The organism is Micromonospora sp. TSRI0369 (assembly GCF_001905625.1).
GTDB lineage: Bacteria > Actinomycetota > Actinomycetes > Mycobacteriales > Micromonosporaceae > Micromonospora > Micromonospora echinospora_A.
Genome location: NZ_LIVU01000001.1, coordinates 438,206 through 464,635, shown reverse-complemented (window position 1 = coordinate 464,635; position 26,430 = coordinate 438,206). Strand labels below are relative to the sequence as shown.

Here is a 26,430-nt window from a genome sequence, read left to right as displayed (position 1 = left end):
ATGGCTGACTCGTGGACGTTCGCTGTGGCCCGTGCCGACCTCGCCCGCACCACGCTCGTCGACGGCGCGGTGCCCGCCCTCGCCGACGGGGAGGCGCTGCTGCGCGTGGACCGGGTCGGCCTGACCGCCAACAACGTGACGTACGCGGTGCTCGGCGAGGCGATGCGCTACTGGGAGTTCTTCCCGCCCGAGCCGCGCGGGCTCGACCGGCAGTGGGGGCTGCCGCCGCTGTGGGGCTTCGCCGAGGTGGTTGCATCCACAGTGTCAGGAGTCGAGCCGGGCGTGCGGGTCTACGGCTACCTGCCGCCCGCCGGTCACCTGGTGGTACGCCCGGACCGGGTGGACGCGTCCGGGTTCCGCGACGCGAGCCCGCACCGGGCCGGGCTGCCCTCGCCGTACAACTCCTACCGGTCGACCACCGGCGACCCCGCATATCGGGCGGAGCAGGAGGACCTGCTGATCCTGTTCCGGCCGCTGTTCTTCACCTCGTTCATGCTCGCCGACCAGGTGATCGACGAGGACGGCTACGGAGCGACGGCGCTGGTGCTGTCGTCCGCGTCGAGCAAGACGGCGTACGCCGCCGCGTTCGAGCTGCACGGCCGCGGCCCCCGCCTGATCGGGCTCACCTCGCCCGGCAACCTCGCCTTCACCCGTTCGCTGGGCTGCTACGACGACGTCCTCTCCTACGACGACATCGGCGCGCTCGACGCCGTTCCGACCGTCTACCTCGACCTGTCCGGCTCACCCGCGACCCGCGCCGCCCTGCGGGCGCACCTCGGCGACCTGCTCGTCCGGGACATCGCCGTCGGCCTGACCCAGCAGACGCCCAACGCCGACGCCGCCGGGGAGGTCTTCTTCGCGCCGGTGCGCATCCGCAAGCGGAGCCAGGACTGGGGCCGGGCCGGTCTCGACGAACGCTTCGCCGACGCCTGGCAGCGGTTCTCCCAGGTGGTGAGCGGATGGCTCGACGTACGGGTCGGCACCGGCCCGGAGGCGCTGCGGGACGCGTGGCTCGACGTCCTCGCGGGCCGTACGCCGCCACGGGTGGGGCACGTCGTCCAGCTCTGAGTACGCCGCCGATATCGACCGTGACGGGCCGGGTCGGCCGATGCGCGCTAGGCTGTCCCTGCGGGGTACCGACGGCTGATCGCCGACCCCCTTGCTTTTCCCACGGTTTCCCAGCCGCGATGACTGAGTCGAGCGCTGCCGTGCAGATTCCCTTGGAGCACCTCGTGCCCGACAATACGTTCACCCTGAATCCCTTCCGTGCGGAGCGGTTCGGGGTCACCGACGACGAGCGCAGTCCGATCGCGGACATCAGCGCCGAATCCATGACCCGCCTGCGGAGCCCGTTCACCGCGGAGCGCTCCGCTCGCGTCTCGGTCGGCGAGCCCGCCCGGCGCTAGGCCGTCACCGCAGCGTGACGGACGCGCACCTACCTCTGAATCGGGTCGTGGGCGGACACCACGTGCATCTGGTCCGCCGGGGCGATGACGCGCCCCTCGGCGGTCCGACCCCGGGACCGCCGAGCGCGAGGTGACCGAAATGACCAAGACCCAGCTGGCCGACGTCTTCGTGGAGATGGCCGACACCCTCGTCGACGACTTCGACGTGATCGAGTTCCTGCAGGGGCTGACCGAGAGGTGTGTCGAACTGCTGGGTGTGTCGGCGGCCGGCCTGCTCCTGGCCGACAAGCGCGTCACGCTGCGGGTGGTTGCCGCGTCCTCCGAACGCACCCGACTGCTGGAGCTGTTCCAGCTCCAGACCGGCCAGGGGCCCTGCCTCGACTGCTTCACCTCCGGGCAACCGGTGTCGGTCGCCGACCTGACCCTGACCACTGCCCGATGGCCGAGGTTCAGCGCCGCCGCGGCCGAGGTCGGCTTCGCTGCGGTGCACGCCCTGCCCATGCGCCTGCGTTCCGAGGTGATCGGCGCGCTGAGCCTCTTCGACGTCCGGCCGGGAGCTGTCGACCAGGGCAGGCTCCGCATCGCCCGGGCGCTCGCCGACGTGGCCACCATCGGACTGCTGCAACACCGTGCCATCCACGAGCGCGACATCGTCACCGAGCAGCTGCAGACAGCCCTGAACAGCCGTGTGCTGATCGAACAGGCCAAGGGCATTCTGGCCGAGCGCCTCCAGGTGGACGTCGGCCAGGCCTTCGCGATGTTGCGCGACGGCGCCCGCAGCCGCAACCGGCGGCTGTCCGAACTGGCCCAGGCGATCGTCGACGGCTCCGAGCAGCTCGCGCCGGTACCGGTCGCCGACAAGTCCGACTGACGACCGGTTCGACACCTGAGGGTGCTTCGCCGGGCCGCCCGGGTTTCGGTCGGGGGGATTAAGGCGTACGGTGACGGTGTCGCCCGGGTCCCCGGTGGCCGCCAGTCTCGCCGCCACCAGCCCGTTAGGGGCACAGGACAATGGTCACCACAATCGTGACAGCCCCGGCCGCGCCGTCCCCTCCGACACTGACCCCGGCAACGGGGGCGAGTGAACAACTGTTGCGTCGACGCGCGGCCCTGAACCCCGAAGATCCCGACCGGGACCGGCTGCGAGCCCGGATCATCGAGGCGAACCTGCCGATGGCGGGCCGGCTGGCCCGCCGCTACACCGGCCGCGGAGAGTCCTACGAGGACCTGGCTCAGGTCGGCGCGCTCGGTCTGATCAAAGCCGTCGACGGTTACGACACCGACCTGGGCGCGCCGTTCGCCGGCTACGCCATCCCGACCATCCTCGGCGGCATCCGACGACACTTCCGCGATTCGGCCTGGGCGATCCGGGTGCCGCGATCGATGCAGGAACTGAGCGCCCGGGTGCCGGAGGCGCGGAGCAAGCTCGGGCAGCGGCACGGTCGCGAACCAACTGACGCAGAGCTCGCCGACCACCTGGAGGTGCCCGTCGCCCAGATCGTGGCCGCCGTCACCGCCTTCGACTTCTATCGTCTGCAGTCGGTGAACGAGCCACGGCCCGGGGGCAACGGCGTCGAGCGGATCGCAGACGTCGGCGCCGCCGATCCGGGATACGCGGCAGTGGACGACCGCCTCACCCTCCGAGGACTCCTCGCGGCGCTTCCCCTACGTGAACGTCGGATCCTGACCATGCGGTTCTACGGTGACCTGACCCAGGAAGAGATCGCCGCCCGCGTCGGGCTGTCGCAGATGCACGTCTCCCGGCTGCTGACGCGCTCTCTGGCCCAGCTGAGAGCCGGGATGCTCCGCTGACCGGTCGCCGGCTGGGACTCTGACGGTACGTGTTCGTCCAGGGGAGCAATTCCGACATCTCAGACGTACCGATCGGTCGGGCAGCGAGTAGGCTCAGGATGTCGTCCCGGACCCCGACGGCCCCGGTTCGCGTTATTCGCGCACCACCGCCGAGATGAGGTCCACCATGACGAGGTTCGCCGACTCCACCCGCTCCGCCACCGTGCGGTCCACACCTGAGATCAACAACCGGCCCCGTCCGGTGCCACGCGTCCGGGCCGCGGGATCGCTGGTCGCGATCACGGCCTTCGCCGTGGTGCTGCTCCTGCTTCTGATCTTCATCCTGCAGAACGGTCAACGCACGACCGTGCACTTCTTCGGTGCGCACGGGCAACTTCCGATGGGAGTCGCGCTGCTGCTGGCCGCGGTGTTCGGCGTGCTGCTGGTGACCGTCCAGACCACCACGCGACGCGTCATCCAGCTGCGGCTGGCGACCCGCAGGCGCCGCGCCACCCCCGGCACCCGCCCCGACCCCGCAGGCGCCGACCCGGACGCCGGCGTACGAGAGGGACGAAACTGATGGTCCGCTCAGCCCAGGACCGCATGACGTGGGTCTGCACCAGTGAACCGCCGACGGCACGCCTGCGGCTGGCGGATCCACCGTCCAGCCGTGCGATGCTCGACGGCGGTTGGTGGCCCACGTCGCGAGACCCGGTCGTCGAACTGTCCAGCCTGATCACCGCGCTCGCCGCCCGAGGCGGCGGCGTGATCGAACGGGTCATGCTTCCGCCGGCGTCCTGGGACAGCCATCCGACGCGGATCGGTGTCGGCGGCACCGTGGTTCGGGTGGGCTGGTTCGCCACCCTCGACGCCGAGCGGGTGATCCTCACGGGCACGCGGGACCTGCGGATCGACCTGGCCGTGACAGCGCCGGTCCGGGCCTGAACGCCCGGACCAGCCCGGCCCGGGGGCGGGCCATGACCGTTCCGCACCGCTTCACAAGGGGGTACCGATGAGGATCGCCAGATACCGGATCGCTGCGGCGCTGCGCGAGCGCGGGCAGCAGGTCAGGGCCGAATGGGTCGAGCGGGAACTGCCGGAGCTGGTGGATTCCGACCAGCACGCCGGGCTGCTCGCCACCCTGCGTCTCGATCCGGCCGACCTCGCCGCCACCCGGTCCTGGTGAGAGTTGCCCTGCTCGGGCCGATCGCCTGGCGGACACCCCCGCACCACTACGGCCCCTGGGAGCAGGTGACCGGGCTGCTCGCCGAAGGGTTGGTCACTCGTGGCGTGGACGTGACCCTCTTCGCGACACTCGACTCCGTCACCTCCGCCGCCCTCGACGGCGTGTGCCCCCGTGGCTACGCCGACGACCCCGGAATGGACGGGCGGGTGTGGGAGGCGATGCACGTGTCCCACGCGATGGCCCGTTCCGGCCAGTTCGACCTGGTGCACAGTCATCTCGACTGGCTGCCGCTGGCGTTCGCCGAACACTGTCGTGCTCCGCTGCTGACCACCGTGCACGGCTTCTCCGGCGCGGGCATCCTCCCCGCGTACGCCCGGGCCCGCTCGTCCTACGTGTCGATCTCCGACGCCGACCGGAGCGCGCAACTCGACTACGTCGCCACCGTGCACCACGGTGTCGACCTCAGCGGGCTGCCGTTCAGGCCGGATGCCGGCCCGGGACTGGCCGCCTTCGGCCGGGTCCATCCGGACAAGGGCATCCACACCGCCATCGAGATCGCCCGCCGCGCCGGACGGCCGCTGACCATCTGCGGCATCGTGCAGGACGAGCGGTACTTCGCCGAACAGGTGGCCCCGCACATCGACGGCGACCAGGTCGTCTTCCTCGGCTCGGTCGGCCCGAAACGACGTGCGGAGGTGCTGGGCGCGAGCATCGCGCTGCTGCACCCGATCGCCTTCGACGAGCCGTTCGGACTGTCTGTGGTGGAGTCGATGGCCTGCGGCACGCCTGTCGTCGCGTACGCGCGAGGATCCATGCCGGAGGTGGTCGACGAAGGGGTGACGGGCTTCCTCGTGCACACCGTCGAGCAGGCCGTCGACGCCGTCACCCGGGCTGCCGAGCTGGACCGGGCCGGCTGTGGGGCGCGGGCCCGCGAGCGCTTCGGCGGCGACCGGATGGCCACCGAATACCTTGCCGTCTACGACGACCTCATCCGTAGACCGAGACGCTGAACCTGCCGGGCGGCGCCGGGCAGCTCCCGAATCCGTTCCGCCGGCCACACACGCTGGCCGGCGTACGCCGATACCGCGTGAGGCTCGTCCCCGTAACTCGGAGGTGGCCGACAACCGGAAGGCCCGACACCCATGCCCAGCTACGGATTTCTCAGCACCCACCCGCCGACACGGTGTGGACTGGCCACCTTCAACTTCACCCTCGCCGCCCACCTGACCGCCGACGGCACGCGCGGTGGCATCGTCCGGGTCACCGACCGCGGCGACGACCAGCGGGCCGGGCCCGGGGTCGTGCACACCTGGTCGACGTGCACCCAGGCCGGATGGCGGGACGCCGCGGCCGCCCTGAACGCCTTCGACGTGGCCGTCGTGCAGCACGAGTACGGCATCTACCCCGGGGCCGACGGCGAGGACGTCCTGCCGGTGTTGCGCCGGCTCACCGTGCCCAGCATCGTGGTCCTGCACACCGTGCTCCGCCGTCCCACCGCCCGGCAGAAGTCCCTGCTGGAGCAGATCGTCACCGCCGCCGCAGCGGTCGTCACGATGACCGGCACGGCTCGCGACCGGCTGCTCGTCGGCTACTCCGTACGGCCGGAGAAGGTCACCGTCATCCCGCACGGCGCCGCCGAGCACGTCCGCGTGCCCGCCGACCGCCGTACCCGCCCACACCTGCTGACCTGGGGACTGCTCGGCCCCGGCAAGGGCGTCGAGTGGTCGTTGCAGGCGCTGGCGCGGTTGCAGGACCTCGACCCGACCCCCACCTACACCGTCGCCGGCCGCACCCACCCGAAGGTGGTCGAGCACGACGGGGAGGCGTACCGGTCGGGACTGCACCGGCTCGGCGCGCAGCTCGGCATCGCCCACGCCGTGGACTACCAGGACGTCTACCATGACCCAGCCGCCCTCGGCCGGTTGATCCGCTCCGCCGATGTGGTCGTGCTGCCCTACGACTCCCGCGAACAGGTCACGTCCGGGGTGCTCGTCGAGGCGGTGGCCGCCGGGGTGCCCGTCGTGGCCACGGCCTTCCCGCACGCGGTCGAACTGCTCACTGGCGGCCCCGGTCTGGTCGTACCCCATCGGGATCCGGCGGCGCTGGCCGCCGCGATCCGGCGGATCCTCAGCGAACCGGGCCTGGCGGCCCGGCTGGCCGGCCGTGTCCGCCCGCTCGCCCCAGACCTGCGCTGGCCGGCGGTGGCGGCCCGCTACGGCGCCCTCGCCGAACGGCTCGTCGCCGCCCGCCTTCCCGCGGCCAGTGCGGCATCGGCGTGACCGCGACCACCGGTCTGTCCAGCATGCCGGGCAGCGCCCGCCGGCATCCGGCGCCCCGGCCGAGCTTCGCGCACCTGATCCGGTTGAGTGACGACACCGGGCTGTTCGAACACGCCCGGCACGCCATCGTCCGGCGCGAGCACGGTTACTGCACTGACGACGTCGCCCGCGGCCTGGTCGTCACCAGCCGGGAACCGGAGCCGGCGGAGGAGGTGCTCCGGCTCGCCGAGCGCTACCTCGCCTTCCTGACCCACGCCCAGGACGCCGGCGGTGCCTTCCGCAACCGGCTCGGGCACGACCGGCGCTGGACCGACGAGGCCGGCCTCGGCGACTGGTGGGGCCGGGCGCTGTGGGGGCTCGGCACCGCCGCTGCCCGCAGTCCCGCCGCCTGGATCCGGGAGGAGGCACTCGTCGCCTTCAGCCGGGGCGCCAACCGGCGCTCCCCGGCGCCGCACACGATGGCCTTCGCCGGGCTCGGCGCGGTCGAGGTGCTTCGCCGCCACCCGGCCCACGCTGCCGCAGCGGCGCTGCTGACGGACGCCGCGACGACGATCGGCGGCCCCGGATCCGACCCGCGGTGGCCCTGGCCGCAGCAAGGGCTGACCTACGCCAGCGCGGCCCTCGCGGAGGTCGTCGTCGCCGCCAGCCAGCTGCGTCACGACGGTCCGTCCCTCGACGACGGGCTACGGATGCTGGCCTGGCTGCGTGAGGTCCAGCTGCGCGACGGGCGGCTGTCGGTCGTACCCGCCGGCGGGTGGCAGCGCGGCGCGGCACGGTTGCGCCACGACCAGCAACCGATCGAGGTCGCCGCCTTCGCCGACGCCTGCGCCACGGCCGCCGAGGTCACCGGCGATCGCGGCTGGGAGGCCGGGATACGGCAGGCGGTGGGGTGGTTCCTCGGCGAGAACGACATTGGTACGCGGATGTGGGATCCGGCGACCGGCGGCGCCTACGACGGTCTGACCACGCACGGGCCGAACGCCAACCAGGGCGCTGAGTCGACCCTCGCCCTGATCTCCACCCTGCAGCACGCCCGGCGGTGGTCGTGACCGGGGGCCTGGCCGTCCGGCAGGACGTCGTCCTCACCCCGGACCCACGCCGGGTGATTCTCAAACTCTTCGTCCCGGGCGAGGACGCCGCCCTGGTGCACACCCGCGCGCGGGCGCTCATCGACCGCGTCGCGCACCTCGACGAGGAGGAGACCGGCCGCCTGTTGCGGGCCACCTTCGAGCGTTTCGGAGCTCGGCACCGGGACCTGGACGGCCGGCTTCATCACCACTACGACCTGGTGCGGCACCGCGCCGCTCGGGCCTGGGACCTTTCCCCCGCCGCCCGTCTCCTGGTCGGCGCCTACTTCAGTCACGAGTACGCGGTCGAGTCCGCCGCGCTGTGCAACCCGTCGATGGTGGTCCACCCCGATCAGACCGGTCTGAGCGCCGGGCAGGTACGCGTCGCGGTCAGCCTGCGCCAGATCGGCGAGGGCCACCTGTCGTCCATCGGCTTCGCCACCGCAGTCCTCGGCCCCGGACGCCGGCTGTCCGTCGCCGAACGCTCCGGTCCGCTCGTGGTGGGGCAGCGGACCGGCGTACGGCACCGGCGGGACCTCCTCGCCGCCGGCCTGGCCGAGGTGGACTGCGACAACGAGATCACCGCCACCGTGCTGGACGCCCTGCCCGAACGGTACGACGACGCCACCTTCGAGCGGGTGCTCGGCGACCTGCCACCAGACCTGCTGTCCCGCAGTAGCGGGATGGCCAGTCTCGAACAACTGCGCCGCACCAACGCCGCCGGCTACGCCACCGCCTTCCCCGCCGACACCGCCCTGCATCAACGGGTGCTCTGGCCGGCCACGCCGGCGGAGAGCAACGGCATGGAGGACGCCCGGTTCGTGCGGTTCACCGACGAGAACGGACCGGTGTACCGGGCCACCTACACCGCCTACGACGGCCGGCGCATCGCCACCCGCGCGCTGGCCAGCACCGACCTGCGCCGCTTCGAGGCCACCCCGATGCGTGGGCCGGGCGTCCGCAACAAGGGCGTCGCGCTGTTCCCCCGTACCGTCGGCGGCCGGCACCTCGCCCTGTGCCGCGCCGACGGCGAGACCATCGGCCTGACCTGTCTGAACGGCGAGAACCGCTGGCAGGAACCGGTGCCGCTGCACGCCCCTCGCGACAGCTGGGAGCTGATCCAGGTCGGCAACTGCGGATCGCCCATCGAAACCGACGACGGCTGGCTGGTGCTCACCCACGGCGTCGGCCCGATGCGCCGCTACGCCATCGGCGCGCTCCTGCTCGACCTGCGCCGGCCGGAGCGGGTCGTCGCACGGCTTCCCGGCGCGCTCTTGTCACCCGACGAGGCAGACCGGGACGGATACGTGCCCAACGTCGTCTACTCCTGCGGCGGGCTCGTCCACGCCGGCGAGCTGTGGCTGCCGTACGGGGCGAGCGACGCCCGGGTCGGCTTCGCCACCGTGCCGCTGGCCGCGCTCATCGGGGCGATGGTGCGATCGCCGCACGGCCCCTCCACCCAGGCGGCGGAGTAGACGAAGGACGCGCCCGCTCCAGGCCTCGGCGCGGCGTCGACGCTTCCCGGGCGCGGGATCGACCGGTGGTCAGCGGTTGAGGTAGGCGGCCAGGCCGCCGAGCTCCTCGTTGGCGATGAAGACCGAGCGGACGTTGATGATGGCTTCCTCGACGTGCACCGGGCAGCCCCACGCCGAGTCACCCCACGAGTCGGCGACCTTGATCTCGGCGGGTGCGGCGCAGCCGTCGCTGCCGCCGAGCTGACACTGCCCGGGGCGGGGACTGGCGGCCTGCGCCGCGGCGGCGGCGCGCAGCCGGGCGGTGAGTTTCGCTGCCGCGGCGGCGCGTTGCTCCGCCTCGGCCCGTAGCTCCCGCTCCGCCCGCACTACCCGGGCCAGCTCGTCGTGCGCGGCCCGCGCGCGAGCGTCCGCTTCGGACTTCGCCTGTTCGATGTGGTGACGTTCGATGGCCAGGGCGGCGGTGCCGGTGAAGACCCGGGCGAGGGCCAGGTCGGTGTCCCGCGGGACGCGCGGGGTGCGGTGGTACATGGCGAACGTGCCGAGCAGGCTGCCGTCGCGGGCCAGGATCGGCGTGGACCAGCAGGCGGCGAGCCCGGCCCGCTCGGCCAGATCGCGGAAGTCGGCCCAGAACGGGTCGGTGGCGATGTCGGTGACGACTACCGGTTCCCGCCGGTGCGCGGCGGTGCCGCACGAGCCGAGGCCCTCACCGGTGGCAATCCCGTCGATGGCCTCGTTGTAGAAGTCGGGCAGGCTGGGCGCGGCGCCGTGGCGCAGGTGCCGGCCGTCGGCGTCGGCGAGCAGGACGGAGACGAGGACCTCCTGCGGTGCGAGGTTCTCGATGCAGCGGGCCATCCCGTCGAGCACCTCGGCCAGGGGCGCCTGCCGGGCGATCTGCTCCAGCATGGCGCGGTGTTCGGCCATCAGCCGTTGCGCGTGCTTGACCTGCGTGGTCTCCACCCCGATCACGCGGATCCCGGTCACCGTGCCGGCGGCGTCGCGGCGCGGCTCGTAGGTGAAGTCGAAGAACGCCTCCCGCGCGTGCGACCCGGTGCCCAGCATGATCCGGGCGTCGTGACCGGTGTAGGACTCGCCCGTCCGGTAGACCTCGTCCAGCAGGGCGATGAAGCCCTGGCCGTCCAGTTCCGGCATCAACTCGGCGAGGGCGACTCCCGTACGTGCGCGTTCCTCACCGATGGCGGTGAAGAACGCCGGGTTCGCCGCCTCCACCACGTGGGTCGGCCCGGCAAGCGCCGCGAAGACGGCGATGGACTGCCCGAACAGCGTCCGCAGATCCTCGTCAGCGGGCGTTGGCGTGGGCAGATGCTGGCCCGGTTGCGCCGTCATGCCTGGTCTTCCTCCCACGCCGCTTCGTCGATCGTTGCCACATTACGGGGCAGTGGCCGACGTTCACATCTTGGCATCGACGCCCGCCTCCGTTACCGTCCATGGGAACGCTCCCATGAACTTAGATACTTCGATGTGATCAGGAGGAAACACGTCGTGGCTATCCTCTCCGCCCGCCGCAGGTCAGCGGCCATCAGTGTGGCGGCCGTCGCGGGCCTCGCCGCCGCCGGCGTCGGTCTCGCCGTCGGCGGCGCGTCCGCCGGCACCGTGTCCGGGTCGCTCTACCGCGACCCGAGTTCGGCAGTGGTCCGCTGGGTCGCCGCCAACCCCGGCGACTCCCGCGCCGCCGTGATCCGGGACAAGATCGCCAGCCAGCCGCAGGCGCGCTGGTACGCCAACTTCAACCCGTCGACCATCCAGTCCGAGGTTTCCAGCTTCATCGGCGCCGCCAACGCGGCGCAGCAGATCCCGGTGCTGTCGGTGTACGAGATCACCAACCGGGACTGCGGCGGAGCCAGCGCCGGTGGCGCTCCGGACCTCAACCAGTACCAGACCTGGGTGTCCAACTTCGCCCGCGGGCTCGGCAACCAGACGGTCCTGATCATCCTGGAGACCGACTCGCTCGCCCTGCAGACCTGCCTGAGCACCAGCGAGCTGAACGCCCGCAACCAGGCGCTCACCACGGCGACCCAGACCATCAAGTCGGGCAACCCCAACGCCAAGGTGTACCTCGACGGCGGCCACTCCACCTGGAACAGCGCGAACGACACGGCCAACCGGCTCCGGGCGGCCGGCGTGCAGTACGCCGACGGGTTCTTCACAAACGTGTCGAACTTCAACCCGACGTCCAGCGAGGCGAACTTCGGCCGGGCCGTCATCTCCGCCCTCAACGGCATGGGCATCTCCGGCAAGCGGCAGGTCATCGACACCAGCCGCAACGGCGGAGCGGCCGGGGACTGGTGCGCCGACGACAACACCGACCGGCGCATCGGGCAGTACCCCACGACGAACACCGGCGACGCCAACATCGACGCGTACCTCTGGGTGAAGCCGCCGGGCGAGGCGGACGGCTGCCGCTACACGGCCGGTTCGTTCCAGCCGGACCTGGCCTTCAGCCTGGCCAACGGCGCGCCCAACCCGCCGCCCACCACCGCGCCGCCGACGACCAACCCGCCGACCACCGCTCCGCCGACCACCGCGCCGCCCACCACCGCTCCGCCGACCACGGCACCCCCGACCACGCCGCCGCCGGCGGGTAACGGCTGCTCCGCGTCGGTCGCGATCAACCAGTGGAACGGCGGCTTCACCGCGAGCGTGAACGTCACCGCCGGCTCGGCGAGCATCAACGGCTGGACCGTGACCATCGCGCTGCCCAGCGGCGCCGCGATCACCGGCACCTGGAACGCTCAGGCCAGCGGCACCAGCGGCACCGTCCGGTTCACGAACGTGGGCTACAACGGACAGGTGGGCGCCGGGCAGACGACCAACTTCGGGTTCCAGGGCACCGGAACCGGTCAGGGCGCGACGGCCACCTGCGCCGCCTGACCCGCACGACGTCCGGACGGGCCCGGCACGGAGGAACGCTCCTCCGCGCCGGGCCCGTCCGCGTGCTCCTGGTCGGCGCGGCTCGCTCAGGCGGCCGGCGGGGGTTACGCTGTCGATGCGGGGTACCGACGGCTGATCGCCGACCCCCTGCCCTTCCCACGGTTTCTCAGCCGCGACGACTGAGTCGAGTGCTGCCGTGCAGATTCCCTTGGAGCACGACGTGCCCGACAAGACATTCGCCCTGAATCCCTTCGGTGTCGAGGGGGTCAAGGCCACCGACGAGGAGCGCAGTCCGGCCGCGGACATCAGCGCCGCCTCCATGACCCGCCTGCGCAGCCCGTTCACCGCGGAGGGGCCCGCCCGCGAGAGCGCCGTCGAGTCCACGCGGCGCTGACGCCGAGAATCACGCCCGCGCGAGTCGCCGCGCTCTCCTCAGGTTGAGGGCCAGCTCCTCGCGGTTCTGGTGCGCGTGCCGGATCCACGCGGGCTGGCCGGGGCCGCTGCGCCAGGATTCGCTCAGCGGGCTGTTGTCCACGGTGTCGAAGCCGAACTGGTCGTACAGCCGCGTCACCAGAGCAACCGCCTCAGGGAAGTTGCTGGAGACGGAGAGCGCCAGCCGGTCAGGGGCGCCGGCAGGCCGGGCGGAGGTGAGAAGGCGGGGCGCCTGGATGTGGGTGAACGCCTTGGCGACCTTCGACGTGGGGAGCTGTTCCTGACGTAGTTCGTGGACCGTCTTCTCACCCGAGTCGACGACCGGGATGTGCCCGTCGCGCCAGACCATGTAATTGTTCGTGTCCAGGACGACTTTGCCCGCGAGTTCCTCGGCCGGCATGTCGTTGACGACCCTCAGGGGTACGGCGACGACGGCGAAGTCGCCCGCCGCCGCGGCATCCCTGGCGTACGCCGCCCGCGCCGACGGACCCAGCTCGGCGACGAGGCCGGCCAACGTTTCGGGCCCTCGCGAGTTGGCGATGACGACCGCGTATCCGGCCGCGATCGCCGCCCGTGCGATCTGGCTGCCGACCTCGCCCGCGCCGATGATGCCGATGGTTGTCATGGTCTCCACCTCAAAGCTGTCAGTTGTGTGGCTACCAGTTCAGGTGCCCGGACTCGTCCTGGAGCGTCCCGGTCGGGCCGTCCGGGGGGAGCGTCGCCAGGCGTACGACGATCCGGGCGCTCTCGGCCGGTGATCTCCCGCCGCCGAGCGCTGCGGTCATGTCGGTGGCGGTGAAGCCCGGCTCGACCGCGTTGAACTTGATGCCCGGCTGAGACTTGGCGTACTTGAGGGTGATCATGGTGGCGGCCGCCTTGGACGCCGAGTAGAGCGGGAACGGCAGATCGAACTCCGGCCGGTCGGGATGGTTCGTCGCCCAGAAGGAGCCCGCGCTGCTCGACACCGTGACCACCACGGGGTTGGCGGATCTGCGCAGCAGGGGCAGTGCCGCCTCGGTGACCCGGATGATCCCGACCACGTTGGTGTCGAACACCCGCAGGGCGGTGGGCCCGTCGACGGGGCCGCTCTCCGCGATGCCCGCGTTGTTGACCAGGACGTCGAGCCGGCCCTCGGCCGCGTCGATCGTTGCCAGGGCCTCGGTCACCGAGGCGTCGTCGGTCACGTCGAGGTGCAGGAACCGCGCGCCGAGCGTTGCCGCCGCCTCCTCGCCCTTGCGCTTGTCGCGGGCCCCGACGTAGACGATGTGCCCCAGGTCCAGAAGCTGCCTGGCGGTCGCGAAACCGATGCCCTTGTTCGCGCCGGTGATCAATGTGACGGTCATGCGTCTCCCTCGGTTCGCGGTGAGCCGAGGCCCTGCCGCACTTTTGTACTGATCGGTTATGGCATCACCGTAACAAGATTCTGTACCGACCGGTTGGTGCGCTGCGTCACTTCTGTACCGAGCGGTAGAGTGGTCGTATGGGCACTCCGACACCGGGACGACCGCGGGCCTTCGACGAGCAGACGGTCCTCGACCGGGCCGCCGAGGTCTTCTGGCGACACGGTTACGAAGGCGCGTCGCTCAGCTCCCTCACCAGCGCGATGGGCATCAACCGGCCGAGCCTCTACGCCACCTTCGGCAGCAAGGAGGAGCTGTTCCGGCGGGCCTTCGCCCGCTACCACGAGACCAACCTGGCCAACGCCCGCGCCGCACTCGAACAACCCACCGCGTACGCAGCCGTGGAGAGTTTCCTGCGCGCCAGCGCCGACGGCCTGACCGCCGATGACCACCCCGCCGGCTGCCTCTCCATCCAGGGAGGGCTCTCCTGCTCCCCGGAGAACACCCGCATCTCCGAGATGCTGGCCGCCGGCCGGGCCGCCACCGAGACCGCTCTGGAAGAACGGCTGTCCCGCGCGGCGAAGGAAGGAGACCTCCCGGAAGGCGTCGACAGCCGGGCACTCGCCCGGTTCGTGATGGCGCTCAGCGAGGGCCACGCCGTGCACGCCGCGGCCGGCGCGAGCCGCGAGGACCTCCAGGCCTCGGTCGACGTCGCGATGCGAGTGCTCAACCTCGCGCCCGGCCCGGCGACCTCCGCCTGATCTCAGGAGAACCGATGCGGGAGGACGAACTGCGGGACCTGGTCTGGCGCAGCCCTTGGCTGGTCCGGGCGCTGGGCGTCGTTCGGGACTGCGGCCTGCCGGACGCCTGGATCGGCGCGGGCGTCATCCGCGACCTAGTCTGGGGCGAGCGGTACGGCCACGGGTTCGACCTCTCGTCCGTGCGCGACGTCGACGTGGTCTTCCTCGACCCGGCGGACCTGAGCCGCGACAACGACGACCGGGCCACCCGGCGACTGGTGGCGAGCTGGTCGGATCCGCCGTGGGAGGCGAAGAACCAGGCCGCCGTGCACACCTGGTATCCCGCCAAGTTCGGCGGTGGCCCGGTGAACCCGCTGCGCACCATCGCCGACGCGGTCGCCACCTGGCCCGAGTACGCCACCGCCGTGGCCGTACGCCTCGACACGTACGACCGGATCTCGGTGTGTGCGCCGCACGGCCTCGACGACCTGCTCGACGGCGTGTGGCGACGCAACCCGACACGGGTCGACCCGGAGGTCTCCCGGCAACGACTGGCCCGTCACCGCCCCGCCGAACGCTGGCCCGGCGTCCGCGTCGTGACCTGAGTCGTCGCTCGTTGCTCAGCGCGGGCCCAGACCGGTCCGCCCGTCGATGAGTTCGCGCACGACATCCAGGTGGCCGGCGTGCCGGGCGGTCTCCTCGATGACGTGTAGAACGATTCGCCGCAGGTCGGTGGTCTGCGACGCCAGCGGCTCCTCCGGGTGCCGGCCGACAGGCTCCGCCGTCAACGGTGCCGCGGCGATGATCGCGTCGGAGGCCTGGCACTGGTCGCGATAGAAGTCGAAGACCTGGGACGGCGATCGAGACGTGCGCAGCGGTGTGTTCTCGTCCGGCCAGGGCAGCGGCTCCACCGAACCGCGAAAGACCTCCTGGAACCAGTGGCGCTCCGCATGACCGAGGTGCTCGGTGGGCTCAGCTGTCGGCGCGGCCCTCACGTGCCTGCCGGGGCACGCCGCTGACCCTGACGGCGGTCGACCAGAAAATCTAGGTCGGAACGACTAGACATCCTCGGCGGCGTGGAATAATCTTCTTCGAGTCGAGAGAGAAGATCCGTCAAGACGCAGACGGGGCCGCCCGGCCGTGAGGTCACGACGGACGGTGAGAAGCGGAATTCGTTCCGCCTGGAACGGCAGTAGGAGCACGTCAGCCTCAACGTGTGATGCGCGATGGGGCATGCAGGTGGGGCCAAGGCTTGTTCAGGGCTCCAGCTGATGTTCGCCGCACGTGTCGGGGCCATGAAGTCGCGTGGGCTCCGGCGCCGACGGACCGTACGACGTACGACCGCAAGGGTAAGAAGTAAGCAGAGGAAAGGGAGGGCCGTACACCGTTGGATCGCCCGCCAGTAGCCGTTTTCCAGGCTCGGGCGGACACCGCAGTTTCCATCGAACGAGAGGTGGTCTCCGGTCACGCATATGCGATCCTCGCACCCGAAGCCTTCGATGGCTGGTGCGGATACGACAAGCCGACTTTCCCGTCGGTAGATGGTGTTCTGACCCGTTAGCCCTGGGCCCCGGCGCTTATGCGCCGGGGCCCTCGACATGGAGGTGGCATGGGGCGAGACCCCGATGACATGTTCGGCGACGAGAACACTCCGGCCTACACCATCGGTCAGGCCGCAGAGATGCTCGGCACCACGCAGGACTTCCTGCGCCGCCTGGACGAGGCGAAACTGATCAACCCGCACCGCTCTGCCGGCGGGCACCGCCGCTACTCCCGCTACCAGTTGCGTCTTGCCGCCCGGGCCCGCGAGATGGTGGATCAGGGCACCGCCCTGGAATCCGCCTGCCGGATCATCATCCTGGAAGACCAGCTCGAGGAAGCCCTGCGGCAGAACGAGAAGCAGTAGCGTGGGCCACGGCGGCAGACTGGCCGGCTCGGTCCTGGTAGCCCGTACTCCTGCTTGTCGCGCCTCTCCGCATCCCGGCGATCGGCCGGGATGTTGCTGTTCGTGACCGGCGGCCCGAGGCGGCCGTAGGCCGCCGGTGCCCGCGCGTGGCGGACCGGCGTTGAGCGCGTCGAGGACGACCGCCATCGGCTCCACGACGGATCATGTGCTACGGTAGCCGGGTTGCAGTTTTGATTTCCGTAGACGTTTTCCGGCGCCTGATGGGGCATCTGAAACCCATCCAGGCGCTTTTCGTTTTCGTGTCGTTTCGACGCGGGTGATCAACGCGGCGGCGTAAGGGTCCGCACCGTGCGGTCTCTAACAGCCTGCGAAGGAGCAGACATGACTACAGGCACCGTGAAGTGGTTCAACGCCGACAAGGGCTTCGGCTTCATCAGCCCGGACGACGGCGGCGCCGACGTCTTCGCCCACTTCTCCGCGATCTCGGCGAGCGGCTTCCGCAGCCTCGACGAGAACCAGAAGGTGGAGTTCGACATCACCCAGGGCCAGAAGGGCCCGCAGGCGGAGAACATCCGCCCGCTCTGATCCACACCTTCTGGACGGCGGCCCGACTGATTCAGCGGGCCGCCGTTCGGCGTCTCATGCGCTCACCACATTCGGACCACGGGCACCAGTCTGCCAAGCAGCGACCCTTATCCCTCACGAGCCGAATACCGCACCGCCGCCGCCCTGACGGTCGAGGCACGTACGGTCGCGGTCCGGTTGGAGCACACCATGGCCGGACTCGACGCCTTCCCTCCTGATGACTGTCAGACAGCCAGGGCCCGGGGTGCACGGCGCCAAATTCTGAAGGGTTGATGACTATGACGACGACCTACTCCGGTCCTGCGAGGCTGATCCTGGTCGACGGCACCAGCATCTCCGGCATGGCTTCCCTCAGCACCAACCAGCGCGGAGGACTCAACGGCTGGGGCGGCACGTTCCGTCCAGACGAGATCACGACAGACCTTCGCAACGCAGACCAGGGGCTGCAATTGGAGCTGCCCTACGATCGGGTAGGGACAGTCGCCGTCACCCGCATACGCAAGCTACTCGCCACGCAGGTATTGATGTCGCTGGCAGGCCACGGACCCGCACCATTCTGACCGTACGCCGCACGGCCGCTGCTACATCGCAGCTCGACGCGGTCGACCTGCTCCGACGCAGCGACGAGGGCAGGACCGTGTTGATCGGCAGCTCTGCCTGGAACCGTCAACTCTCCAGCCACTGACGGAGCGTCCCGGGTGCGTGACGCGGGTGCGTGCGGCTGCCCCGACCGTCGCCAGCCCTGGGTGTGTCACTCGCGGGTCAGGCCCGGTGGCAGTGCGTCTTCGTCGGGTTGAACCCGCGTTTCAGAAGCCGAGTCATCCTTCCGAGCTGGGACCGGGCCGTTGGCTGCCGCGCCCGGCCCGCCGGTCTCCCGGCCGCAGGTCGCGCCCGGCTCAGGCGGCCTGCGGCACCATCCCGGCGTACGCGTCGCGGACCGAGGCCAGCCGCAGTGCCCGGTACCACTACCTGCTCGACCGCGACGATGCTCTCTTCAGGGCGCGTCGGCGCGACCGTAGAACCCGCTCGATCGTCCTGTCGATCCGCCCACTTCTTCGAGCGGTGCAACTTTCCGGGTGGGCGGTTCCGTTCTACCTCCGTCACGAGGAGGCAGTGGACTTGATAGCCGAAGACGAGCAAGCATTCCGCGAGTTCGTGACGTCAGAAATGGCGTCACTGCGCAAGCTGGCGTACGTGACCTGCGGCGACTGGCACGCGGCGGAGGACGCCGTGGCCAACGCTCTGGTCAGGCTTTACCCCCGCTGGCGGAAGCTGGACCGGCCCGATCTCTACGTCAAGACCATGGTCTACCGGGCGGCGGTCGACGAGACCCGTCGGCCGTGGCGACGCGAGCGGTCGGCCGGTGACGCCATGCCGGACATCGCGCTGCGCGACCCCGCCGGTGCGACCGACGAGCGGATGCGCCTGCGGGCGGCGCTCGACGCGGTGCCACCCCGGCAGCGAGCCGCAGTCGTGCTCCGGCACTACCTGGATCTGAGCCTGGAGGACACCGCCAGCGTCCTGAACTGCACGGTGGGCACGGCCAAGAGTCAGGTGTCCCGTGGCCTGGCGAAGCTGCGCGAGTCGCTCGGCGGCGACCGTACCGATCTCATCGAACCATCGACAAAGGAGTGGACTCATGCGGTTGCGTGATCTCGTTGACGCGGTAACGGGCGATGAGCCGCCGATGTCCCGCACCATCGACGACATCATCACGGCAGGGCGGCGGGCTGAGCGCCGCCGCCGGGCCGGATTCGCGTCAGCCGGCGCGGCGGGCCTCGTCGTGGCCGTGGTCGCCGGCGCGTTCGTGGTACCGACCCTGGGTGCCGAGCAGAGCTCCCCGGCCGCGCCGGTCGTGGCCGGCGCGGCGGCGTCCAAGCCGGCCGGGGCCGAGTGGCCCGACGCCGCGCCGTTCACCTTCACCTTCACCGGGTACGACGCCGGCACGCTGCATGTGCAGGACCCGATCGTCGCGTCCACCGCGTACCAGATCGCCTCCGTCTACTCCGACGGCCACACCTCGAACGACAAGCCCATGACCCGCAAGGAGGTGGAGGAGCAGGGCGCCGCGTTCTTGCGGAACAAGGAAAACGGGAAGCCGGCCCTCTGGGCATACCTGACCGTCTACCGGCCCGGTGCGTTCGACCCCGCCAGGATCAAGGACGGCACGAACGTCACCGTGGCCGGTCGCAGGGCCGTGCAGGCGACCCTGCCGGTCGGCCTTGACCCGCAGCGCCCGGTGGATGGCGGCAACAAGCTCTTCGCCTGGGAGTACGCCGACAACGCCTGGGCGGCTGTCACGTCGTACTCCGGCCACAAGGCCACGCCGAGCTTCGAGGAGCTGGCCGGCCTGGTCGAAGGCCTGAAGCCCAGCAGGCCGACGCCGGCCCTGGTGCCCTTCACGGTGGGCTACCTGCCGGACGGTTACGTGCCGTTGCAGATCGGCACCCACGCCACGGCGGGCCTCGGCGGCATCGCCGCGGCCCGCGCCGGCGACTACGGCGGCGCGACGTACACCAGGTCCGCCGTGCCCAGCACTGGACTGACCGCACCGTACGACGCGACCGAGGGCGGCATCAAAGACGGGTTCCACATCTCCGTCATCCCGAGCAGCAGCGCGGACCAGACGCCGAAGCCCGGTGTGACGAAGTGCTACGACGTACCCGGCCGGCCCGGGTGGGACGGCCCGCTGCCCAACAGCTGGTGCCAGTCCTGGAGCGCCGACGGCACAGTCGTCCTCGAGGTCAGCCCCGCTGGGCACGGTAACCAGCTGCCGCGGGCCGAGCTGGAGAAGATCGCCAAGGGGATCACGGTCGCCGACGTCGAGGACGAGTCGACCTGGACTCCGGCCGCGACCGCCCTGCGGCCATGACGGTCAGCACCGGCACCACGACGGTGCTGTTCCGCAGGACCGTTTCAGCGACTCCTGCCGCAAAGAATGAAGGTCGGGGATGAAACGGAGAGCAAGGCCGGTCTGATTGCCACGGCAACAGCGGCTCTGTGCGTACAGGTGGTGCCTCTCGCCGAGGCGAACACCGCGCCGAAGTCCGACGCGGTGCCGGTCGGACTGGCGGAGTTCTACGCGCAGCGTCCTGCGTGGGTACCCTGCCCCCGCCCGCCGGTGCCCCCGAGGCGGTCACCGGTTGCTTCGGCGTCCGCGCTTCCCCGTGTCGAGAGCGCGTCCCCGGTGGTGGAATGCACGACAGTGCGGGTGCCGTTGGACTACCGGCGGCCGGGCGGTCCCCGGGAAGCCGTCGAGCTCTCCCGGCGCCTGGCGAGCGATCAGCCGAACCGGCTCGGCGTACTGGTCGAGGTCCCCGGCGGGCCGGGCGGGCAGGGAATCTACGCGTCGGAGGATCCGGCGTACGAGGCGCTGTCAACGCGGTACGACATCATCGGGTACAACCCGCGCGGTGTCGGGCAGTCGCAGCCTCTGCTGTGCGAGGGCACGAGCGTGCAGTTGTCCGGCAGGACTCGCTTCACCGACGCGCAGATGCGGGCGTACACCGAGGAGTTCCGCAGGCGTGATCAGCAATGCGAACGTGCGGACGGTGCCCGGCGTCCCTACTTCACCACCGCCAACAACGCCAGAGATCTCGACATCGTCCGCGCGGTCCTGGGTGAGCGTCAGCTGAACCTGATGGGGAAGTCCTACGGCACGTACGTGACGGCCGTCTACGGCACGCTTTTTCCGAAGCGACTGAACCGCAACGTCCTGGACTCCGCGATCCACCCGCAATGGATATGGCGGGAGGCGTGGAAGCAACAGGCAATCGCCCAACGTAGGACCGCCGACGCCTGGATGACGTGGGTGGCCGAGCGCAACGGAATCTACGGGCTGGGAACTACCCGGTCGCAGGTGCGCACCACGATCGAACGGACCCGGGCGAAGCTGGAGCAACGCCCGATCGACCAGGGTGATTTCGTGTACGACGGCACCGAGTTCGACGGCCTCATCGGGGCCACCAACGAGGTGGCGTACTGGGACTTCTTCGCAGCGACGGCGAGCCGGCTGCGTCAGCAGGTCGAGACGCCCTCGGACGTGCCGGGTGACCTGGGCCGGGCGTTGGCTCTTCAGCAAGAGATCCAGGCCGACCCGCCGCCGACCAGCAATGGCGTCTGGGAGGCAGTCAACTGCGAGGCCGAATGGCCCGCCGACCTCAAGGTGTACTACGCGGACATGCGCTACTTCTCCGAGCACTTTCCCTACGGCTGGGGTGCTTCGGCGGTTTCTCCGCGTGAGTGCACCTTCGGCTCGGTGGAGCGTGTCGAGCCGCTGGTGAAGCTGCGCCGCAGCGGCTACCCGACAGGGCTGGTCGTGCAGGAGGAGTTCGACCCGCAAACGCCGTACGAGGGCGGTCGGGCGATGGCAAACCTGCTCGGGCACCGGCTCCTCAGCGTTCCCCGCGATGGCTACCACGTCGTCCACGGCACCAACGCCTGCGTCGACGCCGCCATCGACGACTACCTGCTGAACGGAAGGCTGCCGAAACGGGGAGCGGAGTGCGAGGGAACGCCGATCCCCGAGGTTCCGACGGATAGTTCGGCGCGGGTGGGCGAGGACGACCGCCCGTCCCTCGACGAGCAGACGAATCTCTTGTCCGGCCGGATCTCTCGTCCGCTTCAGGCTGGTGGTCGTGAGCCCTCCTGATGCCGACGCGTGAGGGCTTGACATCCGCGCCGTTCTGGCCGAACGCCTCCGTAGTTCGTTGGTACGTCACGGCTGGCCAGGTGGTGGATCTGTTCCACGGCGCGCAGATCCGCGGGCACGGCGACCTGGAGGTCGCCGTGCCCGCAGCGCACTTTGCGCCCGCGCCACGGTAGATGTAGCCGGAGTGCCTGTGCTGGTTGATCACCTTGAGGTGGGCGTGGACCCGCTGTTCCCGCTGACCTGGTAACAGCTCGAGCAGCGGAACATGCCGGTCCAGCCGCCATCGGCCAGGCTGCCGGTCGCGCAGCAGCCCGGCCGGTCGCGGGACAACCGAACGGGCCGGGCATGGCGGCGATCACATATTCCGAATGTCTCGATGTTGATGGGTGGGCCGCGCGAGCAAGGAAAGAACCATCGGCAAGCCGTTCTCGCTCTCGCCCGGCGACGCGTTGACGTTGTCTGGGCACTCATCCGCGACCGTAAGAATTCACTCTCGACCGGCACCGGTGATCCGCGCCGCGGCCTGAACCAAACCGCTCGCCGCCGACGCAACCCCATCGTGCCGGCTCGGCCCACCCTGCCCACCAAGATCAATTGGAGTCACATGGAGACTCCTCCAGCGGATGCCAACCCGGGTGAACCGGTGCCAACGCGGGTCACCGCGGCCGACCGCCGGTCGCAAACCGGGGTCCGTGTGCTCCGGGCGTGCTTCTGGGCTGGGAAAACGGGGTGCGGAGAAGGCGGGCGAACGCGGGCCACTCCCTGCCACCCCAGGTGAACCCCCAGGTCGCTAGACTAGGCGCTCGCGCCCCCGTAGCTCAGGGGATAGAGCATCGGTTTCCTAAGACGACGCTCTGCCGGTGTCCACAGGCCGACGACCTGCTTTCTCCTGCTGTCCCTCGTGGCGTGCCGGTCGCTTCGCGGGCTCGCTGCGATCGCTTGCCGAAGATCAGCTGGACGTTCTGGGCCCTGCGTGTGCAGGCTTACGCTGCCGGGAGTCGGGACCGAGTCACCCTTCCTCGCCGTCGAGCAGGTCGCGGCGCCACTCCGCGAATCGGCTACGGAGATCGTCCAGCGCTGGGCCGGTGATGCCGTACTGGGTGAAGTCGTCGGAGTCGAGCTGGGCGGCTTGTCCGAGGGCGTCGGCGAAGATGCGCGGGTCGAAGCCGCGGTCGGCGCGCTGCGCGAGGGTGAGGAGGGCTTCGCGGGTGTAGCGGCCTGACCGCAGGGTGGCGTCGATGTCGATGAAGTCCCGGGCGAACGCTCGCCCGTAGAGGGCGCTCATCTTGTTCGCTACCGCGTCGTCAGGGTGGAGGACGGGTCCGATCGCCATGAGGATTGGTTCGTTGGCGCGCCAGTCCACGCCGAGTTCGACCTTGGAAACCCGGGTGCCGTCGGTGACGGCCAGCCGGGCGAACGTGTCGTACTGCCGCTCGGTCTCGACGGTGAGGCCGTCGTTCCGGTAGGCGTGCACGACGGCGGTGACCGCAGCGGTGAACTCGTCGCGGCGGTCCCAAGCGGTGAACAGGTCGACGTCCTCACTGGGCCGCTCCAGCAGCCCGGCCGCCTGCACCGCGTAACCGCCGGCCAGCGCGAAGCCGTATCGATTGGCAGCCGCGAGCCCGGTACGGGCGAGGCGTTCGTGGAACGGGTCCACCGCTATGCCGCGTTGCTGCGGGTCGCGGCGAGTTCGGGGAAGGCGTCCTCCCAGCGCTGGCGAAGCTGGGGCGGCAGCCAGAGGGTGGGCCAGAGCTGCCGGAGGAGGTCGGCGTCGAGCCAGGTGTTCAGATCCTCGACGGTAGCGGCTTCGGTGAGCACCACCTTGTACATGGTGGCCAGGCGCGCGGTCCGGCTCAGGTCGTACTCGGCTTGCCCTGACCAGTCGAGGTGACGCGGAAGCGTCACCGTGCCGCCGGTCGGGCCGCGCAGTGCGGCGAGGGTTTCGGCCACGACGTAGGGTTTCCGGTCGCCGTAGGGTCGGTAGTCCGCTGGCGGCTGGGGTGATGTCCTGCGCCGGTTGATGTTGGTCGCCCGCCGGACTTCCGGTCGTAGCGCCTGGCGGATCGTCTCCCGGCTGTATCCGGTGACCCGCTGCAGGTCCACCGGCCGCCATCCGGCCGCGTGGAACGCCCGCAGCTGCTCATCCCGCTCGGTCAGCGCGGCGGCCCGCGTCGCCTCATACCGGGAGACAACCGCCTGCAGCTCATCCTCGGAGAACCGGCCCATGGCCCGTTAGCCTACCAGGCTAGGCCCAGCGCGCTTGGCTTACGTCGTAGCTCTGTAGCCGGCGGACCAGTCATGATGATCGCGATTGATGCGCTCATGTTCTGGTGAAGCCGAGGGCCCGGTATCCGGGCATGCGGCGTGGGAGTGAGGCGGCGAGGATTGGTGTGGCCGGGTCGTGGTAGTCGTGGACCTCGGCGAGGTCCTTGCCGGGCGCGGCGCGGATAACGCGGCCGGCGCATTGGACGAGTAGGCCGTCGTAGGAGATCGGGCCGGCGAGGAAGAGGGTGTCGAGGGCGGGGGCGTCGAAGCCTTCACCGATGAACGGTGTGGTGCCGACGACAAGGAGGCCGTCGCCGGCCTTGGCGCCGTCGAGCCGGTCAACGATGGCCCGCCGTTCGCGGGTGCTCATCGCGCCCCGGAGCACAAGCGCCTGATGTCCGTGTGCGGCGAGCAGGGCGGTGAGGGTCTCGACCTGGGCGACCCGGCGGGTCAGCACGAGACAGTTGCGACCGCGGGTCAGGGCCGCGGCGACATCGTCGGCGATCTGGGTGTTGCGGGGCTCGTCGAGGGCCAGCCTTCGGTGCACCTCGGCGAGCGCGCCGGGCGCGTCCAGGTCGACGTCGCCGGGTTGGAAAGTGGTCTCGTGGATGAACAGCGCTCGACGGGGTCCGGCGTCGGTGTGCATCGCGGCCGCGAGGGTGCCTTGTTTCTCGTCGGTCAGGGTGTGGCGGACGGGTCCGAGTTGCCAGGTGACGAGTTGGCCGAGGCCGTCGCGTCGGGTAGGGGTGGCGGTGAGGCCGAGCCAGAACTGCGCGGCGATCCGTTTGACCGAGTGCTCGTAGGCTGCGGCGCCGAGGTGGTGGCATTCATCGACGATGACGTGCCCGTACCCCTGGGTCAGGGTGGCGACGTCGTCGCGCCGGGCGAGGGAGGGCAGCAGCGCGATGTCCACCGTGCCGGTGAGCTTGCGTCGGCCGCCACCGAGTTGACCGGGCTTGATGCTGAGGAACTGCTCGACGCGGGTGCGCCACTGGTCGGCTAGGGCTTTGCGGTCGACGAGGACAAGGGTGGAGGTGTTGCGTTCGGCGATCACCGCGCAAGCCATGACGGTCTTGCCGGAGCCCGGTGGGGCGACCAGGATCCCGTCGTCGTGGGCGAGAAGCGCGCCGACCGCGTCGGCCTGCTGGCCAGTGAGTTCGGCGGTGAACGCGGTGTCGATCTCGGTCCCGGAGTTTCGTACGTCCGTGACGGCCAGCCGTGACCCGGCGCGCTCGACGATGGCGGCGATGGTGTGCCGCAGGCCCCGCGGGAGGACCAGGCGGTCATCGAGGGTCAGGTCGTAGCCCTGGATGAGGCGCGGGGTGTCCCAGGTGGACTTGCGGAGTCGCTGCAACTCGTAGAATTTCGGGTTGGCCATGGCGGCGGCGTGCTTGAACGTCGCCAGCGCGGCGGGCGTGAGCTGCCTGGTGTCGATGCTCAGCCCGGCACCGGCCTCCGCGTGGACCACCGCAGGGAGCGGAGGGTGGACCTGGGTCGCGGTGGACCGGCTCATCGTAGCGACGTCCGCGCCGGTGAGGGCGTGCTTGGCCTGCCGGGCGACGTGTTCGGCATCGCCGGGGCTGAGCCGATCCAGCGTCGACAGGAACGCCCACTGGTCGGCGTACGGCTCAAGGGTGCCGAGGTCGAGGAAGGTGGTCAGTCCGTCCTTGCGGCGGCGACCCTGAAGCGGCGCGGCGATGAGGTTGCCGAAGCCACCCTCGGGCAGCACGTCCTGGTTGGGGAACAGCCGGTCGTACGAGCGGAGGTCCATCGACCCGCGCAGCACCATCGCCTCACGCAACAGGACCGTGCCGACGGCCCGCGCGGTGGCCGCAGGAACAGCGCCGGTGAAGAAGACCCACACGTGGGCGCCGCGGCCCGACTGGGAGATCTCCAACGCGGCGGGCACCGCGCTGACCCGTGCCGCCTTCACGTACGCGAGGGCGTCGAGCACCGCCGTCGGCCCGTCGAGGTCGGCCACGACGAAGTGGCAGGTGTTGCCGGGCATCAGCGGATACAGGCCCATGAACACGTCGCCGACCAGATGCGCCGCGACGACCTCCGTCGTGCGGGGCAGGTAGGTGGCACCCCGCCGATCCATACCCTTACGCCAACCGCCCGCGACCGCGGGCATCCACCCGGCAGCGCCGGTACGGGCGTTGTCCCACCGCACGGCGTACACGTCGGCCCGGGCCCGGAACCGGTCGGCGAACAACGCCAGCTTGTCCCGGGTCGGCGAAGCCATGGTGACCAGCCCTGGCGGCTCAACCGGAGCGGACAACTGCTCCGGCGCCGCAGACGTGTCCTGGCCGCGCAACTCCAGCAGACGCGCCAGCCGGGCGTTCTCCGCCCGTAACCGCTCCACCTCCCGCCGAAGATCGACGAACTCGGCCACCGAACCCATGCCGACCATCCTCG

General features: G+C 70.5%; 28 protein-coding genes. 21 read left to right on the top strand and 7 right to left on the bottom strand.

Annotation, left to right across the window (positions count from 1 at the left end; translation table 11 throughout):
• The 11 genes from AMK25_RS02255 (at position 1) to AMK25_RS02210 (ending at position 9,204) form a co-directional block, all read left to right on the top strand.
• Positions 1–1,068 (top strand): DUF2855 family protein, encoded by a 1,068-nt coding sequence (locus AMK25_RS02255; RefSeq protein ID WP_073825772.1) that lies wholly within the window; start codon positions 1–3, stop codon positions 1,066–1,068.
• A 119-nt stretch (positions 1,069–1,187) separates the two neighbouring features.
• A complete protein-coding gene (locus AMK25_RS02250; protein ID WP_241826216.1) occupies positions 1,188–1,406 on the top strand; it encodes a hypothetical protein in 219 nt (72 codons plus the stop codon).
• 139 nt (positions 1,407–1,545) lie between these two features.
• Entirely contained in the window at positions 1,546–2,277 is a 732-nt protein-coding gene (locus AMK25_RS02245) for a GAF and ANTAR domain-containing protein (protein WP_073825769.1), read from the top strand.
• Positions 2,278–2,417: 140 nt separating this feature from the next.
• Positions 2,418–3,218: a SigB/SigF/SigG family RNA polymerase sigma factor gene (locus AMK25_RS02240; RefSeq protein ID WP_083664596.1), complete on the top strand. Its 801-nt coding sequence runs from the start codon at positions 2,418–2,420 to the stop codon at positions 3,216–3,218.
• 166 nt (positions 3,219–3,384) lie between these two features.
• On the top strand, positions 3,385–3,777 hold the full coding sequence (locus AMK25_RS02235) for a lipopolysaccharide assembly protein LapA domain-containing protein (protein ID WP_143194665.1): 393 nt from the start codon (positions 3,385–3,387) through the stop codon (positions 3,775–3,777).
• A complete protein-coding gene (locus AMK25_RS02230; protein WP_073825763.1) occupies positions 3,777–4,142 on the top strand; it encodes a DUF5994 family protein in 366 nt (121 codons plus the stop codon). The genes AMK25_RS02235 and AMK25_RS02230 overlap by 1 nt, the downstream gene beginning before the upstream one ends.
• A 67-nt stretch (positions 4,143–4,209) precedes the next feature.
• A complete protein-coding gene (locus tag AMK25_RS32285) occupies positions 4,210–4,383 on the top strand; it encodes a hypothetical protein (protein WP_167796972.1) in 174 nt (57 codons plus the stop codon).
• The gene (locus tag AMK25_RS02225; protein ID WP_073825761.1) at positions 4,380–5,393 is read left to right on the top strand and encodes a glycosyltransferase family 4 protein; all 1,014 of its coding nucleotides are present in this window, start codon (positions 4,380–4,382) and stop codon (positions 5,391–5,393) included. Before AMK25_RS32285 ends, AMK25_RS02225 begins: the two co-directional genes overlap by 4 nt.
• Positions 5,394–5,525: 132 nt before the next feature.
• Positions 5,526–6,662, top strand: a complete 1,137-nt coding sequence (locus AMK25_RS02220) for a glycosyltransferase (protein ID WP_073825758.1) — start codon at positions 5,526–5,528, stop codon at positions 6,660–6,662.
• Positions 6,659–7,711 (top strand): glycosyltransferase, encoded by a 1,053-nt coding sequence (locus AMK25_RS02215; protein WP_443189896.1) that lies wholly within the window; start codon positions 6,659–6,661, stop codon positions 7,709–7,711. Before AMK25_RS02220 ends, AMK25_RS02215 begins: the two co-directional genes overlap by 4 nt.
• Entirely contained in the window at positions 7,708–9,204 is a 1,497-nt protein-coding gene (locus tag AMK25_RS02210; RefSeq protein WP_073827035.1) for a glycoside hydrolase family 130 protein, read from the top strand. The genes AMK25_RS02215 and AMK25_RS02210 overlap by 4 nt, the downstream gene beginning before the upstream one ends.
• A gap of 69 nt (positions 9,205–9,273) precedes the next feature.
• On the opposite strand, the gene AMK25_RS02205 is transcribed toward AMK25_RS02210, so the two are convergent.
• Entirely contained in the window at positions 9,274–10,548 is a 1,275-nt protein-coding gene (locus AMK25_RS02205; protein WP_073825754.1) for a GAF domain-containing protein, read from the bottom strand.
• Positions 10,549–10,704: 156 nt separating this feature from the next.
• Here AMK25_RS02205 and AMK25_RS02200 point away from each other — a divergent pair, with 156 nt between their 5' ends.
• A complete protein-coding gene (locus AMK25_RS02200; protein ID WP_073825750.1) occupies positions 10,705–12,093 on the top strand; it encodes a glycoside hydrolase family 6 protein in 1,389 nt (462 codons plus the stop codon).
• A 196-nt stretch (positions 12,094–12,289) separates the two neighbouring features.
• Positions 12,290–12,487, top strand: coding sequence for a hypothetical protein (locus AMK25_RS02195; protein WP_073825745.1), 198 nt, complete (start codon positions 12,290–12,292; stop codon positions 12,485–12,487).
• Between the two features lie 9 nt (positions 12,488–12,496).
• Here AMK25_RS02195 and AMK25_RS02190 read toward each other — a convergent pair whose 3' ends face one another.
• Both AMK25_RS02190 and AMK25_RS02185 read right to left on the bottom strand, forming a co-directional pair.
• Entirely contained in the window at positions 12,497–13,150 is a 654-nt protein-coding gene (locus AMK25_RS02190) for an NADPH-dependent F420 reductase (protein ID WP_073827034.1), read from the bottom strand.
• A 31-nt stretch (positions 13,151–13,181) separates the two neighbouring features.
• On the bottom strand, positions 13,182–13,868 hold the full coding sequence (locus tag AMK25_RS02185; protein WP_073825741.1) for an SDR family NAD(P)-dependent oxidoreductase: 687 nt from the start codon (positions 13,866–13,868) through the stop codon (positions 13,182–13,184).
• A 137-nt stretch (positions 13,869–14,005) separates the two neighbouring features.
• Here AMK25_RS02185 and AMK25_RS02180 point away from each other — a divergent pair, with 137 nt between their 5' ends.
• Complete coding sequence (locus tag AMK25_RS02180; RefSeq protein WP_073825737.1) at positions 14,006–14,626, top strand: TetR/AcrR family transcriptional regulator; 621 nt, start codon at positions 14,006–14,008, stop codon at positions 14,624–14,626.
• 14 nt (positions 14,627–14,640) lie between these two features.
• Complete coding sequence (locus AMK25_RS02175) at positions 14,641–15,210, top strand: nucleotidyltransferase family protein (RefSeq protein WP_073825733.1); 570 nt, start codon at positions 14,641–14,643, stop codon at positions 15,208–15,210.
• A 15-nt stretch (positions 15,211–15,225) separates the two neighbouring features.
• Here AMK25_RS02175 and AMK25_RS02170 read toward each other — a convergent pair whose 3' ends face one another.
• Positions 15,226–15,600 (bottom strand): mycothiol transferase, encoded by a 375-nt coding sequence (locus tag AMK25_RS02170; RefSeq protein ID WP_083664595.1) that lies wholly within the window; start codon positions 15,598–15,600, stop codon positions 15,226–15,228.
• Between the two features lie 614 nt (positions 15,601–16,214).
• On the opposite strand from AMK25_RS02170, the gene AMK25_RS02165 reads away from it, so the two are divergent.
• The 6 genes from AMK25_RS02165 to AMK25_RS02140 all read left to right on the top strand — a co-directional run bounded on the left by AMK25_RS02165 (position 16,215) and on the right by AMK25_RS02140 (position 21,747).
• A complete protein-coding gene (locus AMK25_RS02165; protein WP_073825730.1) occupies positions 16,215–16,511 on the top strand; it encodes a helix-turn-helix domain-containing protein in 297 nt (98 codons plus the stop codon).
• Between the two features lie 381 nt (positions 16,512–16,892).
• Entirely contained in the window at positions 16,893–17,096 is a 204-nt protein-coding gene (gene cspE, locus AMK25_RS02160) for a transcription antiterminator/RNA stability regulator CspE (RefSeq protein ID WP_013283833.1), read from the top strand.
• 278 nt (positions 17,097–17,374) lie between these two features.
• The gene (locus AMK25_RS02155) at positions 17,375–17,656 is read left to right on the top strand and encodes a hypothetical protein (protein ID WP_073825727.1); all 282 of its coding nucleotides are present in this window, start codon (positions 17,375–17,377) and stop codon (positions 17,654–17,656) included.
• A gap of 502 nt (positions 17,657–18,158) precedes the next feature.
• On the top strand, positions 18,159–18,749 hold the full coding sequence (locus tag AMK25_RS02150) for a SigE family RNA polymerase sigma factor (protein ID WP_338013368.1): 591 nt from the start codon (positions 18,159–18,161) through the stop codon (positions 18,747–18,749).
• Between the two features lie 34 nt (positions 18,750–18,783).
• The gene (locus AMK25_RS02145; RefSeq protein WP_198937424.1) at positions 18,784–19,968 is read left to right on the top strand and encodes a hypothetical protein; all 1,185 of its coding nucleotides are present in this window, start codon (positions 18,784–18,786) and stop codon (positions 19,966–19,968) included.
• Positions 19,969–20,307: 339 nt separating this feature from the next.
• Positions 20,308–21,747 carry an alpha/beta hydrolase gene (locus AMK25_RS02140; RefSeq protein WP_073825718.1) on the top strand — a complete coding sequence of 480 codons (1,440 nt, stop codon included), beginning with the start codon at positions 20,308–20,310 and terminating at the stop codon, positions 21,745–21,747.
• 1,009 nt (positions 21,748–22,756) lie between these two features.
• Here AMK25_RS02140 and AMK25_RS02130 read toward each other — a convergent pair.
• The 3 genes from AMK25_RS02130 to AMK25_RS02120 all read right to left on the bottom strand — a co-directional run bounded on the left by AMK25_RS02130 (position 22,757) and on the right by AMK25_RS02120 (position 26,416).
• Positions 22,757–23,404, bottom strand: coding sequence for a nucleotidyl transferase AbiEii/AbiGii toxin family protein (locus tag AMK25_RS02130; RefSeq protein WP_047891456.1), 648 nt, complete (start codon positions 23,402–23,404; stop codon positions 22,757–22,759).
• A gap of 2 nt (positions 23,405–23,406) precedes the next feature.
• Entirely contained in the window at positions 23,407–23,973 is a 567-nt protein-coding gene (locus tag AMK25_RS02125; protein ID WP_073825711.1) for a hypothetical protein, read from the bottom strand.
• A 94-nt stretch (positions 23,974–24,067) separates the two neighbouring features.
• Positions 24,068–26,416, bottom strand: coding sequence for a DEAD/DEAH box helicase (locus AMK25_RS02120; protein WP_073825707.1), 2,349 nt, complete (start codon positions 26,414–26,416; stop codon positions 24,068–24,070).
• Positions 26,417–26,430 lie beyond the last annotated feature (14 nt).